The organism is Sedimentisphaera cyanobacteriorum, assembly GCF_001997385.1.
GTDB classification, from domain to species: Bacteria; Planctomycetota; Phycisphaerae; order Sedimentisphaerales; family Sedimentisphaeraceae; genus Sedimentisphaera; species Sedimentisphaera cyanobacteriorum.
Genome location: NZ_CP019633.1, coordinates 228,071 through 244,361, shown reverse-complemented (window position 1 = coordinate 244,361; position 16,291 = coordinate 228,071). Strand labels below are relative to the sequence as shown.

8 protein-coding genes are annotated in these 16,291 nt (G+C 44.5%); all 8 read right to left on the bottom strand.

All coding sequences use genetic code 11. The features are described 5' to 3' along the window. Nucleotides 1-41: 41 nt before the first annotated feature. The 8 genes from L21SP3_RS00825 to L21SP3_RS00790 all read right to left on the bottom strand — a co-directional run bounded on the left by L21SP3_RS00825 (nucleotide 42) and on the right by L21SP3_RS00790 (nucleotide 15,926). A complete protein-coding gene (locus L21SP3_RS00825) occupies nucleotides 42-1,286 on the bottom strand; it encodes a tagaturonate epimerase family protein (protein WP_077538624.1) in 1,245 nt (414 codons plus the stop codon). A 95-nt stretch (nucleotides 1,287-1,381) separates the two neighbouring features. Then, nucleotides 1,382-4,438: a glycoside hydrolase family 2 TIM barrel-domain containing protein gene (locus L21SP3_RS00820; RefSeq protein ID WP_161488034.1), complete on the bottom strand. Its 3,057-nt coding sequence runs from the start codon at nucleotides 4,436-4,438 to the stop codon at nucleotides 1,382-1,384. Between the two features lie 155 nt (nucleotides 4,439-4,593). Continuing rightward, the gene (locus L21SP3_RS00815; RefSeq protein WP_123785101.1) at nucleotides 4,594-6,708 is read right to left on the bottom strand and encodes a glycoside hydrolase domain-containing protein; all 2,115 of its coding nucleotides are present in this window, start codon (nucleotides 6,706-6,708) and stop codon (nucleotides 4,594-4,596) included. A gap of 201 nt (nucleotides 6,709-6,909) precedes the next feature. Then, nucleotides 6,910-10,920: a glycosyl hydrolase gene (locus tag L21SP3_RS00810; protein WP_123785100.1), complete on the bottom strand. Its 4,011-nt coding sequence runs from the start codon at nucleotides 10,918-10,920 to the stop codon at nucleotides 6,910-6,912. A 65-nt stretch (nucleotides 10,921-10,985) separates the two neighbouring features. After that, a complete protein-coding gene (locus L21SP3_RS00805) occupies nucleotides 10,986-11,219 on the bottom strand; it encodes a hypothetical protein (protein ID WP_123785099.1) in 234 nt (77 codons plus the stop codon). 103 nt (nucleotides 11,220-11,322) lie between these two features. Beyond that, nucleotides 11,323-13,569 carry a LamG-like jellyroll fold domain-containing protein gene (locus tag L21SP3_RS00800; protein WP_077538603.1) on the bottom strand — a complete coding sequence of 749 codons (2,247 nt, stop codon included), beginning with the start codon at nucleotides 13,567-13,569 and terminating at the stop codon, nucleotides 11,323-11,325. A gap of 31 nt (nucleotides 13,570-13,600) precedes the next feature. Next, a complete protein-coding gene (locus L21SP3_RS00795) occupies nucleotides 13,601-15,061 on the bottom strand; it encodes an arylsulfatase (RefSeq protein ID WP_227806781.1) in 1,461 nt (486 codons plus the stop codon). A gap of 28 nt (nucleotides 15,062-15,089) precedes the next feature. Further along, a complete protein-coding gene (locus L21SP3_RS00790) occupies nucleotides 15,090-15,926 on the bottom strand; it encodes a PEP-CTERM sorting domain-containing protein (RefSeq protein WP_077538601.1) in 837 nt (278 codons plus the stop codon). Nucleotides 15,927-16,291 lie beyond the last annotated feature (365 nt).

Below are 16,291 nucleotides of genomic sequence, written 5' to 3'. Positions count from 1 at the left end.
CAGGCTGAAGATTAAAATTTCATGCAGTTTCATACTCTAAATCAGCCAAACAGCGGCAATATATGCCTGTTGTAAATATTGTTCGTTACATTTTTCGAAATGCTGCTTTCATACTTATTCAAGGCTTGAGGGTATTCCTCTCCCATCTCAGCAGCAATCTTATAGCCCACATGGAGCAATTGCCTCATATCCGGATTGAAATCTTTTGAATCAGGTTCATGGCGGATAGCATCAGCAAATTTCTCAGAGCTCCAGACTTGAATCTCTTCTGCAGAAGGCAGGCGATCTTTGCTTATATCGATTACAGACCAGTACGGGGCAGTAAGCTCATCGAATCTCTCCAGAGACTCCTTGTAGATGCGTTTTGCAATTTCAAGGCCGCCTCCGCCGGCTTCCGCAAGGCCAATAAGCTCTTCAAGCCAGGTTGTGCCGGCAGTTTTAACGTGCACGCCTGCATTAAATTTCTTTAACGCCCTGTTGATTGGTTTATAAATCGAAAATTTATCACTGCCCGAATGCACGCTGAGCTTGATATTTCTCGGCAGTTTAAATTCCTCAGCGGCAAACTGAACTACGGCTATATCCTGATTGAATTCTTTCTCAAAGTCTGCAGGGTCCCCCACGTAATCAACGCCTTTTTTGAAGCGTCCGGTAAATTTCGGGGCGATGGTTTGCGCCGGAATGCCCTCCCGGGATATCATAAGCAGTATGAAAAACAGCTCTGCGGGGGTTTGCGGGGATTCGGTTTCATCCATTGAAACCTCGGTGATAAAGCTGCCATTGCCCTTGGCCTTCTCGATTGTGCGGTAGATTTTCCCCGCTTCCCTAACCGCAAAGAGATACTTGTCTGCAATGATTTCTATCTGCTCAGGTGAAACTTGATATTCCTCTTCAATGCCCGGAATTTTCAGTTTGCCGGCATACTCAAATGCTTCAGCGGTGAATTTATCCTTATCCTGCCCTGCCGGTGCAGTTCCGATATAGTCTCCGATATCAAGCGTGAAGAAATCGCTGAAGCCTATAAATTCCGATACATTGCTCAGATTGATATGGTCTGCATCTACGTGATAAGCCCCCTGCCAGCCGAGCGCCTGCACGCTTTGGTCTGCCTCGAGCCTTACATCCTCCGGACGGCTGCCGACTGCCTTGTGCTCGCGGTGTGATTTATTCCACACCGGCACAATATCCAGCCCCGCCTCTTTAGCCTGCATTATCGCTTTGAGCTGCCATTTCCCCTGACAGCCGAAGCGATCTCCAACACCGAATGAGTATTTCTCTAATTCCATTTTTTCACCATATTTATTTAGCTATTGTCATTATAAAACGAACGCTTCTCAAGAAGATAATTCTATACTTAAAAACAGACTATGAACAGTAAAAATCATCTAAAATCGAAAATCAAAGTACCAGAATAGTGTTTTTCTGCGGAATTTAAACTGCTCATAGGCCCTAAATCTTCCGGCTTTCTAAATTTCGTACCTATAGGGTTGATTGCATGCATAAAGCAGAGAAAACCTTCAGGGGTTTTAACCCTCGTATTCGCTGGATCCCTTCCGTTTTTGATATCACCAACTTTGAAATAAAGGTTATCGGTGGTATTATGAATCATAACAGACCGGCTTTCTGAGTTTAGCTCCAGCCAGTACCAGTTTGCATAATAGCCGGCGAAAACAGGGTATTCCCACGCCTGGCCAGGAATGCCTTCGTTGTATCGTCTTTCCCAGATATCGAGCCAGCCGCCTTTGAGTCGATTCTTCCAAACACGGCTCGGCCCCTGCCCAAGCCAGCGCATATTTTCAGCAGATTCCGGCATACAGTCGAAAGAAATCCCGAAGTATTCATACCGGCCCTTGAGAGAGTATGAATAATCCAATCCCAGCTTGCCGCTTGGATAAACAGACCATGTAAACTTCTTATCCCCTTGTTTTGAGGATGCTTTAATTCGGAAGATATCGCCTTTATAGCCGGAGCTTATTTGAGACACCGGAGAGAGCATTCTGCCGGGAATCACTTCAGCACGAGACAGGACAAAATACATTGAGTCTGCATTATTTTCTCTTAATACAATTTGTCTGCCTGAAACAAATTTGGAATACAGCTCAAACTCTGCGTCTGTAGTAGAAATCGTTTTGCCGGTTTTTTCCCACTTCTTCAGCCATTGAGGCAAGCTGGTCTGGCGAGAGTCGTATGCCACATATAAAGCAGCCGGTTTTGGCAGATTTATTTTCAGCCTTAAATCCTTCTTATGCTTATCATCATTGCTTCCTGCTACAAGATAAGCTCCCTTTAAGCTCACCGGATAATCAGTAACGGAATAATCGCGGTCCGTGTATATACGCGCCCCTTTCTCCAGCTTTTTGATGTTATATTTCTGCTGAGAATGAACTATTTCAGGGCCGTTTGTGATGCTGAATTCACTCCCTTTGTACATCGCTTTCTCAAGCAGGCCGCTGCTGCTGTTAAAACTGAAATTATGATCTGCTGTTTGCACAACGATACTGCTTCCCTCTTCTGCCGCTTCGGGCTTGCTCTCAGACTTCCGTGAAATGATCTCAGGGAGCATTTCATTTCGGTTTTTCAGGGCAAAACTCCAAGTCCATAAAAGCCGGTCGGCGGGGTCATAAGCCTTGAGATATAAAACATCATGCCGGTTCCAGTTTTCGGGCAAATCAAGCTTAAGACTGCCAGTTCTGCCTGGCTTAATTTTCGGCCCATTTATTCGGCCTGATTCTTTGATAATTTTATCAGCATTTTTACCTTTGGAAAAAACGGCCAGCTGCCATTTGAATTTAATCTCGCTGAGATTTGTAAAGTCATACAAATTACGCAGTTGTATCTTTCCTTTGAAATGCGAGCTTTCTTCAATAAAGGCTTCTACCGGGCAAAATATTTCTTTTATCGTATAAAAGCTTCCTTCTTTTTCACGGTAAGGCCCGACAATCCCGTCAGGTGCATGATTGCCGTCGGTGTCTATTCGGCCGTTTTTGTCTGTTCGCACAATGCCCTCATCTGCCAGAGCCCATAAAAAACCGCCTGCACCTACCGGCGATTTCATCATTGCCTTCCAGTAATCCTCAAGCCCTGCACCGTGGCCTCCATCGTAAAGCCCATGCAGGTATTCAGTAGGCATAAAGATATTCTCCCGCTTGGCAAGCCTTTTGATAAAATCCTCATAGCTGCAGTAATGGGCGGTATCAATGCCGTTGAATACCGAAGGGGAGTTCCATGAGGGCGTAGGATGTATCACTGTCCTTTCCTGAGGGTCGTAAAGAGAATACTCTGAAACCAAATCAAAGTTATGGCCTCCCTCATTTCCGTTCGCCCACAGCATAATGCTCGGATGATTAACATCTCTTTTTACCATCTCGGCAACAAGCTTCCTGCCCACCTGCGTATCATAGGCATCGTGCCATCCGGTAAGCTCATCAATAACATACAGCCCCAATTCATCACAGGCCTGCAGAAAGCTTTTATTTGGAGGATAATGCGAAAGACGCACAGCATTCATATTCATTTCTTTGATCAGCTTTGCATCTTTATAGTCTATCTCTCTGTTCACGCAGCGGCCGGAATCAGGCCAGAAGCTGTGCCTGTTTACGCCTTTGAAACGGATTCGAGTTCCGTTGAGATAAAACCCTTTCTCACGCACTTCAAAAGTTCTAAAGCCGAACTTCTCTTTTACTTTATGAACGGTTTTATCATCTCTGCAAAGCTCAACTTGCAGGGTATATAAATCAGGGCTTTCGGCAGTCCAAGTTTTATGGCCTTTTACCCGAGTTTTGAGAGTGCTGCAATCTTCCGATTTTTTAATGCTTTGCTTGTAAGGCTTTCCAAGCATTTCACCTGACTGATCAAAAATTTTTGCTTTAATAAGATTGCATTCTTGAACGTTTTTTATATAGACCTTCGCGGTAAAACTCCCGTCGGCCTGTGCATCAACAGCTGTCCAGCTAATAGATTCCTGAGGCACAGCTTTTAGATAAACCGGCCTGTAAATTCCGCCGAAAACCCAGAAATCAGCTTTTCGCTCAGCTTTTTTAACAGATTTGTTATCTGAAACTTTGCTTACCGTTACCTCAAGCAGATTATTGCCTCCTATGTTCAGCTGGTCTGTTATGTCATACTCAAATTCATAAAAACCCCCTTGATGCTCAGGACCTGCTGAGGAGCCGTTTACAAACACCTCTGCATCAGTCATCACGCCTTCAAAGACAATACTAATACGCTTGCCCTGCCATTCTGAGGGAACTTTGAATTCTTTGCGGTATTTGCCCTTCTCATCAGACTTGTTCCCGTCGTGTCCGTAGTTATAGCGTCCAAAACCGTGAAACTCCCAATTTGAAGGCACTGGAATAGTTGTCCAAAAGCCGCTCTGCCTTCCTTTTGTACAGTAAAACTGCCATTCGGTCTGCTGCTGAAAGCCGCTGCCGGAAAGCATTAATTTTTCAGTTTGAACCGAAAAACAAACATTAATAACTGTAAGAAATGCCGAGATAAATAACATTTTGCTGAAAAGAGTATTTTGTGCAGTCAATTTTTATACCTTTCACTTGCAGATAATAGTTAAACAATATTCTGTGCGGGCAAATAACATTATTTTGAGAGAGAAGGCGGAGCCGCCGAATTATCACTTCCCCATTGCATATTTGGGGTATCTGACATCACCATATCAAGCTTCCCCCCTTGTTTTATTTGTTCATAGCTTAGCCATGTGTTGGCAAGGTCTTTCCCATTCCAACTTACAGACTGTATATACTTGTTAGACAATGATGCATTTTCAGCCTCTATCACTAAATCCCCGTTTTTCATATGCAAAACCATTTTGGGGAAAAGCGGCGATCCTATAACATAATAAGGTTCGCCCATGCACACAGGGAAAAGCCCCATTGCGGAAAAAACAAAATGACTCGACATAGCACCGGTATCATCATCCATTGTCTCAAGCCAGCCGGCAGGTTGTTTTTTATATACCCTTCTGATAACAGGGCTGTCAAACTTGCCGTGATTGTGATATCGGCTCATAACAGTATCAGTAATGTAAACCCTTGACCAATACTGTGTCTGGTATGGCCGGCCGAGAAAGTTAAACAAGAAGGGATATGCTAAGGGAGGTTCATTCAGCGCCATATGCTTCCATGAATTGAAATAATATTCCAAATCATCCGCCAGTTTTTCCCCCACTCCTCTCAGCGAGGCAAGCCCATAAATATCATGAGGTACAAAAAAACGATAATGCCACAGTGAGCCCTCATAGAAATGAGCATCCACTTTATTCACCGATTCCTTCGGGACGATTTCACCGTCAGGAGTAAAAAAACCTCTCACATTGCCTTCCCCGTCTTCTTGAGATTCTGCCCAAAAGTCCTTGTATGAAAGTGCTTTTTTCCTGAACTTTTGAATGTCCTGTTTCTTCTCAAGGATCTCGGCGATTTTCATAGCAATATAGTATTGATAGGGCTTCTCAACCTGCTCATTGCCATCTATGGAAGAAATGATCCCTGAATAAGCTTTTTCTAAGTCATACTCTACAAGTCCTTTTTGGATTGTATCAAGTATTATGGTATTGATAAACTCATTTCTAACCGAAGGCGACGGCCAGTATCCCTCTGCCCAGGCAGGTATCCCCTCGCCGGCAAACATATCTAAAGCTGAAAGGACGATATCACTTAAAATATCAGGCTCAAGCAGGGATACAAGGCTGTACTTGCGATAATCATCCCAGCTGCTCCAGCCGGAATAATAATCGAAACTGCGGCTTTGATTTGCCGTTTTGCGGATAGTTTGCTGTTTGCCCGCCGGCCTGTAAAATCCGTCGCTGCTGGTTACGTTATGAGGCAGCAGGTAAGAACGGTACAGGCAAGTATAAAATAAATCCCTAAATTCTTCAAGCTCACCGCTAACCCCAAAGATTTCGACTTTACCAAGCTTTTCTTCCCATATCTTTTCGGCGTTTTCCCTTGGCGCCTGGAAATCCCATCCGGGAAGGTCCTTTCTGCATTCCATTACAGCCTTTTCAACACTGACTGGTGAAATACCAACCTTAAGCTTAATAACTGCGTCCCTGTCTTTTGAGGCAGAGGGGAATCTGCTCCATAAAGATTTGCCGCTTCGTTCAATTCCATCAAAGCATTGGTCAAACTTGACGGCAAAATACAGCTTGTAAAAGCCGTTACCGCAAACGTTTTTCCCTTTGGTGAAGCCTGCTATTGTATCAGAAGCAATCTTTTCCCACCCTGAATCAATACTGCCTGCATAACTTTGAGAAAGGTCAATAAGTATGCAGACATCCTCCTTTGAAACAGGGAAGGTGTATCGATGAAATCCTACTCGATATGATACCGTTAGCTCAGTTTTAATCCCATTTTCAAAACAAGCACTGTAAAAGCCTGGCCATGCCTTTTCTGATGACTTATCGAGAGTGTCAGCCGTTTTCATTCCAAATGACGGCTTAATCCTTACACTCCCCCCTGCACCAGAACAGCCTACTCCTCCAAGCCTTGTATGTGAAAAGCCTTTTATTTCTCTGCACGAGTAATCATATCCGGCATGGCCTTTAGAGGAGGTATCGGGGCTTAACTTCACAAGCCCGAAAGGCAGAGCAGCACCCGGATACATCTGGCCGTGATCAGCTTCTGTGCCGACAAATACATCAACGTAATCGATGACTCGTGCTTGAAGGCTGACTGCGAAAAAAATTAAAATTAACACTGAAAGTAACTTCAATGCTATTGTACTAATCTGGTTTCTCAATATTGGACTCTTTGATTTAATAAAGTTTCTGCGTTATCAATTTCAGCCGCCGGCGGGTTCTGCACTGAAACCTTTACACCGACTATTATACCCATAAGTAAAACTGTGCAATTGATATAACCTTCTTAACTTCAAAATATTATTTCAATTTACGAAGCCTTATTCCTCTATAAGCCAGTTTTCAAGTAGAATCAGTAAATCCTCTATTCCTACCTGATTGTTCGGAGGTTTTGCAATATCAGCGGACGGCTCGCCCGGTGCATCAAGCCATTGATCAGCTAATATCGAAAAATCTTCTAAATCAACCTTAGTGCTCTGGTCAATATCTGCGGGATTATAATGCCTGATAAAGCTCATATTATCGATGAAAGCGCTTGAGCTATCCAATTTCATCCGCAAAACCTGTCCCTGCCCGTCCGGGAGGACCAAATCAGGGATCACGGTTGTATGCCAGTCTGACCAGCCTCCTGTTGTATTCAAATCTGCAGACACAATATGATTCCCATCAAGAGATAATGTAAGCTGCTGACCGGAATAAGGCCCTGCGGAAAGAATTGAGAGATCATAGTTTCCGCCTGTTAAATCAACGGTGTATTCAAGCCATTCGCCGGCTTCTGCATACACAGCAAATCCGTCATTTACAGCAGCAATTTCCACGGCTTCATCAGGCCGATACCCGCCATAAGTATTTGCAGGAGTTGTATCATAAAAGCTTATATCATGGCCGCCGGTATCAAAATCCTCAAATTCTATCTGGCCGGGAATTGAGTGCGGAACATTTTCCGGATAGGGAATCTGCTTTGCGAACTGTACCCAATCCAGCTGGAAGCCCTCCCCTGCAAATTCAAGCTCAACTAAAGCATTCTGATTTTCCGGCAATGTTTCACAAGGTGCGGGAATAATTTGCCAGTTTGTTAATCCGCATGTATTGGGAACATCAATAACGGCCGAAAGCTCACCATCAATCCGAACAAAGATTTGGCCTCCGGACTGAACAGAAGCAACTTTGGCATATACATCTGCTGCCCCCTCATTACTGTTCACTGTATATCTGAGCCATTCACCTGCCTCAATACCGCCTACTGCATACCGGCTTCCAGAATCACCGATATCAGCAGCATCAACATCTTCATAATACCTAAAATCGCCGATGGCGTTATCAAAAGTAGTGTCGTAATACGCTTTGCCGGGACCGCCGAAGTCGTATTCTTCAGCCTGAATCCTTCCCGGAATCGTTGGGGGAGTTTCGCTCCAATGCCCTTCTTTCTCAATTCTAAGCCAGTTTACATCAAGCCCGCCAACCGGAAATTCCATCCGCAAAAGCTTACTTCCGCCAGCAGGCAAAATCACATCATTGAGTACAAAGGTTTTGAAATTATCAGAAGAACCTGTGCTACTGACTGTAAACTCGGCAAGCATTTGTTCTTCTAAACTGCTTAATTCCACAACCGAAGAACTTTGTGCCTGATTTTCAAAAACAAAAGCTAAGTCGTCCACAGCGCTCCAAATCCAGCTGTTATCGCAATGTACACGCAATTTTGTAATCCAGTATCCCTCAGGCGCCCTTATTCCTGAGAAACTGTCCTCGCTTGTGTCTCCGCTGGTCATATTGATATATCTTGAGGTGCTTGTGCTTCCTGAATCTTCTCCGTTGGTGTAATATGCAATAACGCGCCACCAGGCATTGCTGCTGCCGTCTCTGCCGAGAACAGTGATGCCTGCGGCGATTATGTCCTGCGGGTCCATCCCTGTAAAATCGCTGAATTCGAATTCATACCTGTTCGTATTGCCCTGGAGTCTTTTATCGCCTGAGATGGGCGTTCTACCGCCTCCGGAAGCTGTATTGTTGACAAAGCTGCTTGCACCCGAGCTGCCGGTTGCAGTAATGCTGAATTTTTTCTGCCCGTCGGCAAAGACTGCATTGAAAGACTCTGAACTACCGAGCTCGGTATTATCAAAATTGAGCACGCCTCCATTGCCGCTTAAGTATTTCTCTTCCACCCACGGCTTGAATTCTTCATACGTCATAACCTGACTTGCTCCAAGGTTTTGTCCGATACCCGTTGTCCATGAGGAATTGCTCGAATAGCTCATACTGTAATCAACTTGATTAGTCTGAACCTCCTGTTCGTCATACACTCCTGCAGCCTCAAAAAAAGGGTAAGTGAAATGTTTAATTAGAACTGGAGTTTCGTTTAAAGTTGTACTGGCACGCAGGTACATACAGTAATTGTCAGAATCGGGAATATTAACTGTATAATTAAGCCATTCATCAGGTTCGATATCGGTTACCGCAAAGCTGTTAAAATAATCAAAAACGCCCCGAATATCCACGTCTTCACCCGACCTGAAAGCTCCCTGCTCGTTTGCTATTGTAGAATCGTAATAAGCAATGCCCTGCCCTCCTAAATCAAAACGTTCAGCTGAGATTTGGCCGGGTATATCAGCAGGTGTTCCGTCATAAGGCTCTGAAGTCATACTTATATTAAACAAGGCATCAATTTCATTTTCATTGAGAGCATAATCAAACAAACGAATATCATCTATCCTGCCCTCATAATATCCATCGTAAGGCCAATTGCTGCGGCCTATAAAATTTGAGCTTCTAAAGACACTCCGAGGCGGCGAGGAAGTGCCTGTTTTGATAAGCTGTGAATCTTTATAAATCTTCACATTACCAATGCTGTCAATTGTAACAGAAAAAAACTGCCACTTATTCAGCTCTATGGCATTGGAAGCCCGAACCATAGTGCCGCCGGTGGCATTATTATATACCTTAAAATATAAATCATCAGTATCACTATATCTTGCGGCTACGATATTATCTCCATTTGGGCCATTGCCGAGATCAAAGAATCTCGCATACGATTTCACCGCTGTCGGATATACCCAGAAGGAAGCTGAAAAGCCATTTTCCAGTTCATCGTATCCATCGGGCAATTCAATATACTCATCACCATCCAAACTAAGGGCATATCCCCGCATTCCCTGAACAGAATCATTATCAAATGAGAGGCCGTTTTTCAAGCCGGCTTCCATCTGCTTGCCGGACAAATCAACAGCCGAAGTTCCGTTAGGTGCATCGAGTTTGTAAAAACCAATACATTCCTTGTTTTGGTCTAATGATATCGCTGGGAAGCTGACATGGTCCTTGTAGGCATTGCCCGCAGGGGTAATCCAGCCGTCATCATAAAACATCTCACGATTTGTGCACCACTGATAGATTGAATATCTTTCCACAAATGAAGCGGTGGAAAGCATTGAAAGCAGCTCCGCAATCTTATCGCCATTTTGCTCGTATGTGGGATGAGGGGCTGTCCAGTTGCAGCCGTTGTTCCACTCAGTAATCCAGAGAGGTCTTTTTGTTCTTTCGTGCACGGCTTTCAGCCAATTATACATCTGTGAGGCAGACCAGTTATTTTTATAAAAATGCACTGGGACAAAATCTACACGATAGTTCAAGGCATCGGCCTGATCAATAAAATCATACAGCCAGTTCAGGCCGCCGTCGCTGGGCGAAGGCGCTCCTAAACGCAGGCCTGAGGCAAGCAGATTCGGCCATCTGTCAATCGCTTCTGAAACTGACATATCAGCCTGATCCGGCCGGTCGGGTTCATTAAATCCCAGCACATGCGTTACATTTTCCTTTGCGTTGGTTACAGAATAGCTCGGCCATGTTGGGCCGTGTCTCATCGGAACATATTCCACATCCAGAGTAGTCTCTCCGCCATTGCCCCAGTCATACCGCCATGAACAATTCAAAGCTTCAGAAGCCGAACCTGAAACATAACTTGGAGTTCCGCCTGCCCAGCCTTTTTTGGTTGTCCAGTGCCATGGGAACACCCGGACAAACGAAACAGATTTATCAAGATTTGCGGGCATAACTCCAATTTTCAAATTCTTCTGGTCTGCTATATAAACTCTGCTGATTCCTGTACCGTCGCTATTTTCGGCAAATGTGGCCATATAGCCTCGTTTCAAAGTAAAAGAGCGAATTGAATCGTTCATAAACCCGAGCTGGTCAGTTTTGTAATAGGTATGCAGGCCGAGGCTGAGGGAACTGCCAGTAAAGTTCATTCCGCTGTACACTTTAAGCGGCTCATAATCCTCGCCATGCGGAATTAAAACAGCGCCGTTATGGTAACGTACTATTCTAATATTTGAATTCAATGCAGACTGTGTGCCGCTTACATAAATTTGGCTGAGATAAACTGGCGAATTGACCTCAGAGGGCTTCAGAGATGAAAAAAAAGCCAAGCTTCCGCAGAATTCAAATTTATCTGACAGTTATCTAATACAGTCGCGCTGCCGGAAAGGTGCAGCTCTGAGGTGCCGGTGATATTTACTGCAGTATCAGCAAGGGATGTGTAGGTTTGAATATCATTATCTATAGTTATGGTTTCGCCAAAGCTTTTGCCGGCAGCAGAAAATATTAAAATGACAGCCATTAAAGAGAGTAAATTTTTCACGAATCATTCCTTATAATTTTCTTAACAGATTGAGTTTTGTGCTTTTGAAAAAAACTGGAACCAGCCAACCCTTGCAGGCCAGCCGGTCCCGGATAAGGTTTTATTATTCACACTCAGGGTATAATCCGCAGCTTAGCCAATTCCCGGCAAGAGCAGCAAAATCAGAGATATCGATAACGCAATCAGGCTCAAAGCCTTCCTGCCCTATCACAAGGTCGGTGTTGGTATTTGCAACATCGAGCTGAGACTCATAATCTAATATGCAGGATTTTATGCCTGTAACTTCATAGTACATATCAGCCACAGCGAATTTATCTGCTGCATAATTTAGAATTTGAACATCATCCAGTTCGCTGCCGCTGAGCGGGTCAAATTCTTCGTTGACAGAAGGATTATCTACAGCACCCAGCATAATCATAGTCTCTGTTCCAGAAGATAGGCTGCCGCTTCCGGAAGCCTTCTCTAATCCATTGAAATAAACTTTGCCTTCTGAGCCGTCAAAGACTGCTGTTATCAACGTCCATTCATCAATCGGAAGAGATTCGCTTGTCCAAACGCTTAGTCCGCTGCTGTTGTAAAAACGGACAGTACCGCCCGGATATTCATTTCTAATTATCAAACTCCAGAGCATAGTTTCACTTCCCCAGATATCACGCTTGCTTACAATTCCTTTGTGGGATGAAGTATCTCCATCCCATTTAACCCAAGCGCTTACAGTAAGCTGATTGGAATACTTTGAAGGATTCCACGTACCTGCACGAGCCCAGCTGTTTACCTCGTCAATCAGAATCGAATCACCATCGATACCTGTATTAAATGCGGGTGTTCCGTTGGGGTCTGCGGGATAATAAACATCATCATCGCTGCTGACATCAAGATACTGCCCGCCGGAATAATCTGCCTGATCAAATGTCCAGTGCGCCATCTGACGCTTTACTGCTGCGTTGGCGGTATCAGAAGTAACAGACCCGCCGTTATTTGTTATAACGCAATAGTAGTATCCTTCGTCGGCAACAGCAATGCTGTCCAGATTCAGTGTATTTGAAGAGCTGCCTGCCTCAACGTCATCTTCGGGAGTATCGCTAGAATTATCATCAGATTTATACCAGAGATACTGCTCAGGAGACACGCTGCTGACTTCAACAGAAATCGAAGCATCCTCTCCTGCATCTTCCAGAACATCTGCAGGCTGAGTTTCTATAACCGGAACGCTTGAAAGCGTATCAAAGCTCCATACTGAACCGATGATATTATTTTCATTAACATCCTCAAGCTCACTTACCCCTACGGTTAAGCTCTGCTCGTATCCGTCAAGAGCCTCTACGACTGCCCACTGATAAGAAGCATCATAATTGAGGTCTGAAACGGCATATTCTGAGGAAGGATCTTCAGTGCCCGGGTCTTCGCCTGCAGCTCCAACGTAATAAAGGTTCGGGTCATCCCCGCCAGTTGTCATAAAAACGTACTGATCAACAATGTCGGGGTTCACAGCATAAACATCATTCTCATCAGGACCAGCCTGCCATGAAAGAACTGCATCTACCCCGCCGGGCTGGGCAGTCTGACTTACAGAAGGCCCGTAAGGCTTAGTTGACGATTCAAACACGAAGCCCAAATCATCTGCCGCGCTCCATGTCCAGCTTATATCGCAATGTACACGCAATTTTGTAATCCAGTATCCCTCAGGCGCCCTTATTCCTGAGAAACTGTCCTCAGTTGTGTCTCCGCTGCTCATATTGATATATCTTGAGGTGCTTGTGCTTCCTGAGTCTTCTCCGTTGGTGTAATATGCAATAACGCGCCACCAGCTGTCGCTGCTGCCGTCTCTGCCGAGAACAGTGATTCCTGCGGCGATTATGTCCTGCGGGTCCATCCCTGTAAAATCGCTGAATTCGAATTCATACCTGTTCGTATTGCCCTGGAGTCTTTTATCGCCGGAGATGGGCGTTCTATTCCCTCCGGAAGATGTGTTTTGAACTGTATCGCTAGCACCTGAATTTCCCGTCGCATTCACTGTAAACTGTTTCTGGCCTCCATCAAAACTCGCAGCGAATGAGGCCGAATCGCTCATTTCCGCATTATCAAAATTTATTACTCCTCCATCACCATCTAAATAATATTCTTCGACCATCACCTTGAATTCTTCATACGTCATTACCTGACTCTCTCCAAGGGTTTGGCCGATACCTGTTGTCCATACAGAATTGTCTGAATAGGTCATACTGTAATCAACTTGATTAGCCTGCATGTCCTGTTCGTCGTAAACGCCTACAGCTTCAAAAGTGGCAGCGAAGGTTAATCCGCAGCCAAGAAAAAGAAACAGCGCCAATATAATTTTGATATTATTCATTGTAATAGCTCCTCAAAATATTAATTAAACATTATAAAACTCGATTTGAAATTTCACCCTCACCTTTATCTAACCGTGGGACAGGCCAATTTGCTGATGGCTTATGTGATTCTTTAACAAAATCCCAGAACCATTTAACAAGCTCAGGATTCGATTCAGCAAGGTTTTCTTCCTCACCAATATCATCTGAGAGATTGTAAACCTCGGGAGGCTTATCCACATCATTGCAGACAAATTTCCAGTTACCCTTTCTCGCTGCACAGCGAAAACCTCTTTCATGGTCTTCCCAATACAGCGGTCGACTGTAGAGCTGCGGCTGCGGCTGAGACAAGATGCTTGGAAGAACACTTACCCCGTCTATATTCCCAGGCGGTGCAACCCCGGCCAGCTCTGCGCAGGTAGGCAATACATCCGGGAAATACCAAATATCATCGCTCACAGCACCCGCTTTGATACGGCCTGGCCACCTTAATACCATTACAGTACGCAAGCCCCCGTCATACATACTGCGTTTTTTCCCGCGCAGCTTTCCGGAACTGTTGAAAGTGCCCTCATAGCGATTAGCTGCGCCGTTATCTGAACAGAAAAAAACAATAGTATCCTTATCAATATCCATCTCTGTAAGCAGAGAAAACATTTTTCCCATATCCCTGTCCGCACGGGTTAGCATCGAAGCGTAAACTTTTTCCTTTTTAGACCAGCCAGCTTCATAAGCATATGATTCGATTTCAGGGTTTTGAAAGGAATCATGGGGCAGGCAATAAGGTACATAGAGGAAAAAGGGCGCTTCGCCAGCCCCGCGCCGCTTAATAAAATCCATTGCAAAATCAGTGAAAAGGTCGTGGCTGTAATGTGATTGATTTGCAAAGTTTTTTGTTGTGCCAGTATTGCCTTTAAGCTTTTTCTTTTTCCGGTTATCCCATAAATATTCAGGGTAGTGTGAATGAGCAAGATGCTGATTGAGATACCCAAACCATTCATCAAAGCCCTGCCGGTTAGGCAGGCCTGAAGTATCAGGCTCGCCTAACCCCCATTTTCCAGTAATGCCGGTTGCATAGCCGGCATCCTTGAGTACTTCTGCGATTGTAACATCGTCATCCTTCAGCGGTACTCGCGGCCCAGAGCCGCCGCTGCAGGGCACTGCGCCTTGCTTGAGATCACCCCAGTTGCCTCGAACTGTGGTGCGGCCTGTATGCTGGCCGGTCATTAGAGTGCTGCGTGCGGGAGCACATATCGTTGCGCCGGAATAAACCTGAGTAAACCGGATTCCTTCTCTGGCCATCTGTTCAATATTTGGCATTCGAATCCGTTTTTGCCCATACAAGCTTAAATCACCATAGCCCATATCATCCAGCATAACAAAGATGATATTAGGCTTTTTATTAGCAGAAGAATTCGCCTCTGAAGATAATCCCCAAAGAAAGCCTGCGCCAGTACCAGCTATCGCTGTCAAGCTCAAAAACTGTCTGCGGCTCATTCTCTTTGACATCATATATTACTATCTGTTAAACCTTAAAATATTATCTGCCGTTTCTGCGTTTGCGTTTATTTAGAGAAACAATGCAGCCGCCAAGACCAAATATCGCTAGAGTTGCGGGCTCGGGAACTGTTACAAATCCAAAATCATCATGAGCTGACCAAGCGCCCTGGTCGCTGTTTATCCTCATACCAGTAATCCAGTAACCATCAGGTGCAGCAATCCCCGAGAAACTATCATGGGTAGTATCCCCGCTGGACATATTTATCGTGCGGAAGGTACTGCTGCTGCCGGTATCTGTGCCGTTAGTATAACGAGCAATCACCCGCCAGTTAGCGGAGCCCGACGAATTGCTTCGGCCGAGGATTGTCCAGCCGATGGCCTTTATTCTTTCGTCTGATTCCATACCAATATAATCACTAAAGTCAAAATCAAGGGACTGACTATTTCCCTGAAGCCTGTCGGCACCTGATATTGGTGTTCTGTCACCGCCGGTCTCGTCAAACTTGAATGTGCCGGCTGCGCCGCTATTTCCAGTTGCGGTTACCGTAAATTGCTTGTTGCCCCCGTCAAATTTGACATCAAATGATGAAGCATCGTCTATTGTACCCTGGTGTTCGAAGTCAACAACTCCGCCGCGGCCGTTCGTAAAGGCTTGTTCAACCATAGGCTTAAACTCTTGGAGAGTTAAAATCTGATTATCACCAAGTGTCTGGCCAATACCTGTTGTCCATGAGCTGTTGCTCGAATAACCCATGTCGTAATCAACTTGATTAGACTGAACATCCTGTTCGTCATACACTCCTACAGCATTAAATGCGGCTTTTGCTGCACCCGCTGCAAATACTAAAAAGATTGCAAACAAAACTGATTTCTTCATGATTAAATCTCCTTCAAAAAATAAAATTAACTACACTGCATTTTCTAATCACTCTTAAAATGATTAATTTCGCATAAGACTTTATATTTAAAACCTTCAGCACATTATGCTTATATGAATCTATGAATTTCACAGAGCAGTTTAGTATGATTTTTTTTTAAAAAAGAATAAAAAGCTGCTTGAAAACAGATTTAAATCATTATTTAACACAGACTTACAAACACTAAATATTTTCGTGTTAAATTTAACAAACATCGAAGACTCTAAAAAAGCTGACAACGTCCCAAAGTTTGTGGTTAAATTGCAAAAGCCTTGAATAAGTGTGTGAGAGCACGTGGATGGAATACACAAACACAAACTTCAAC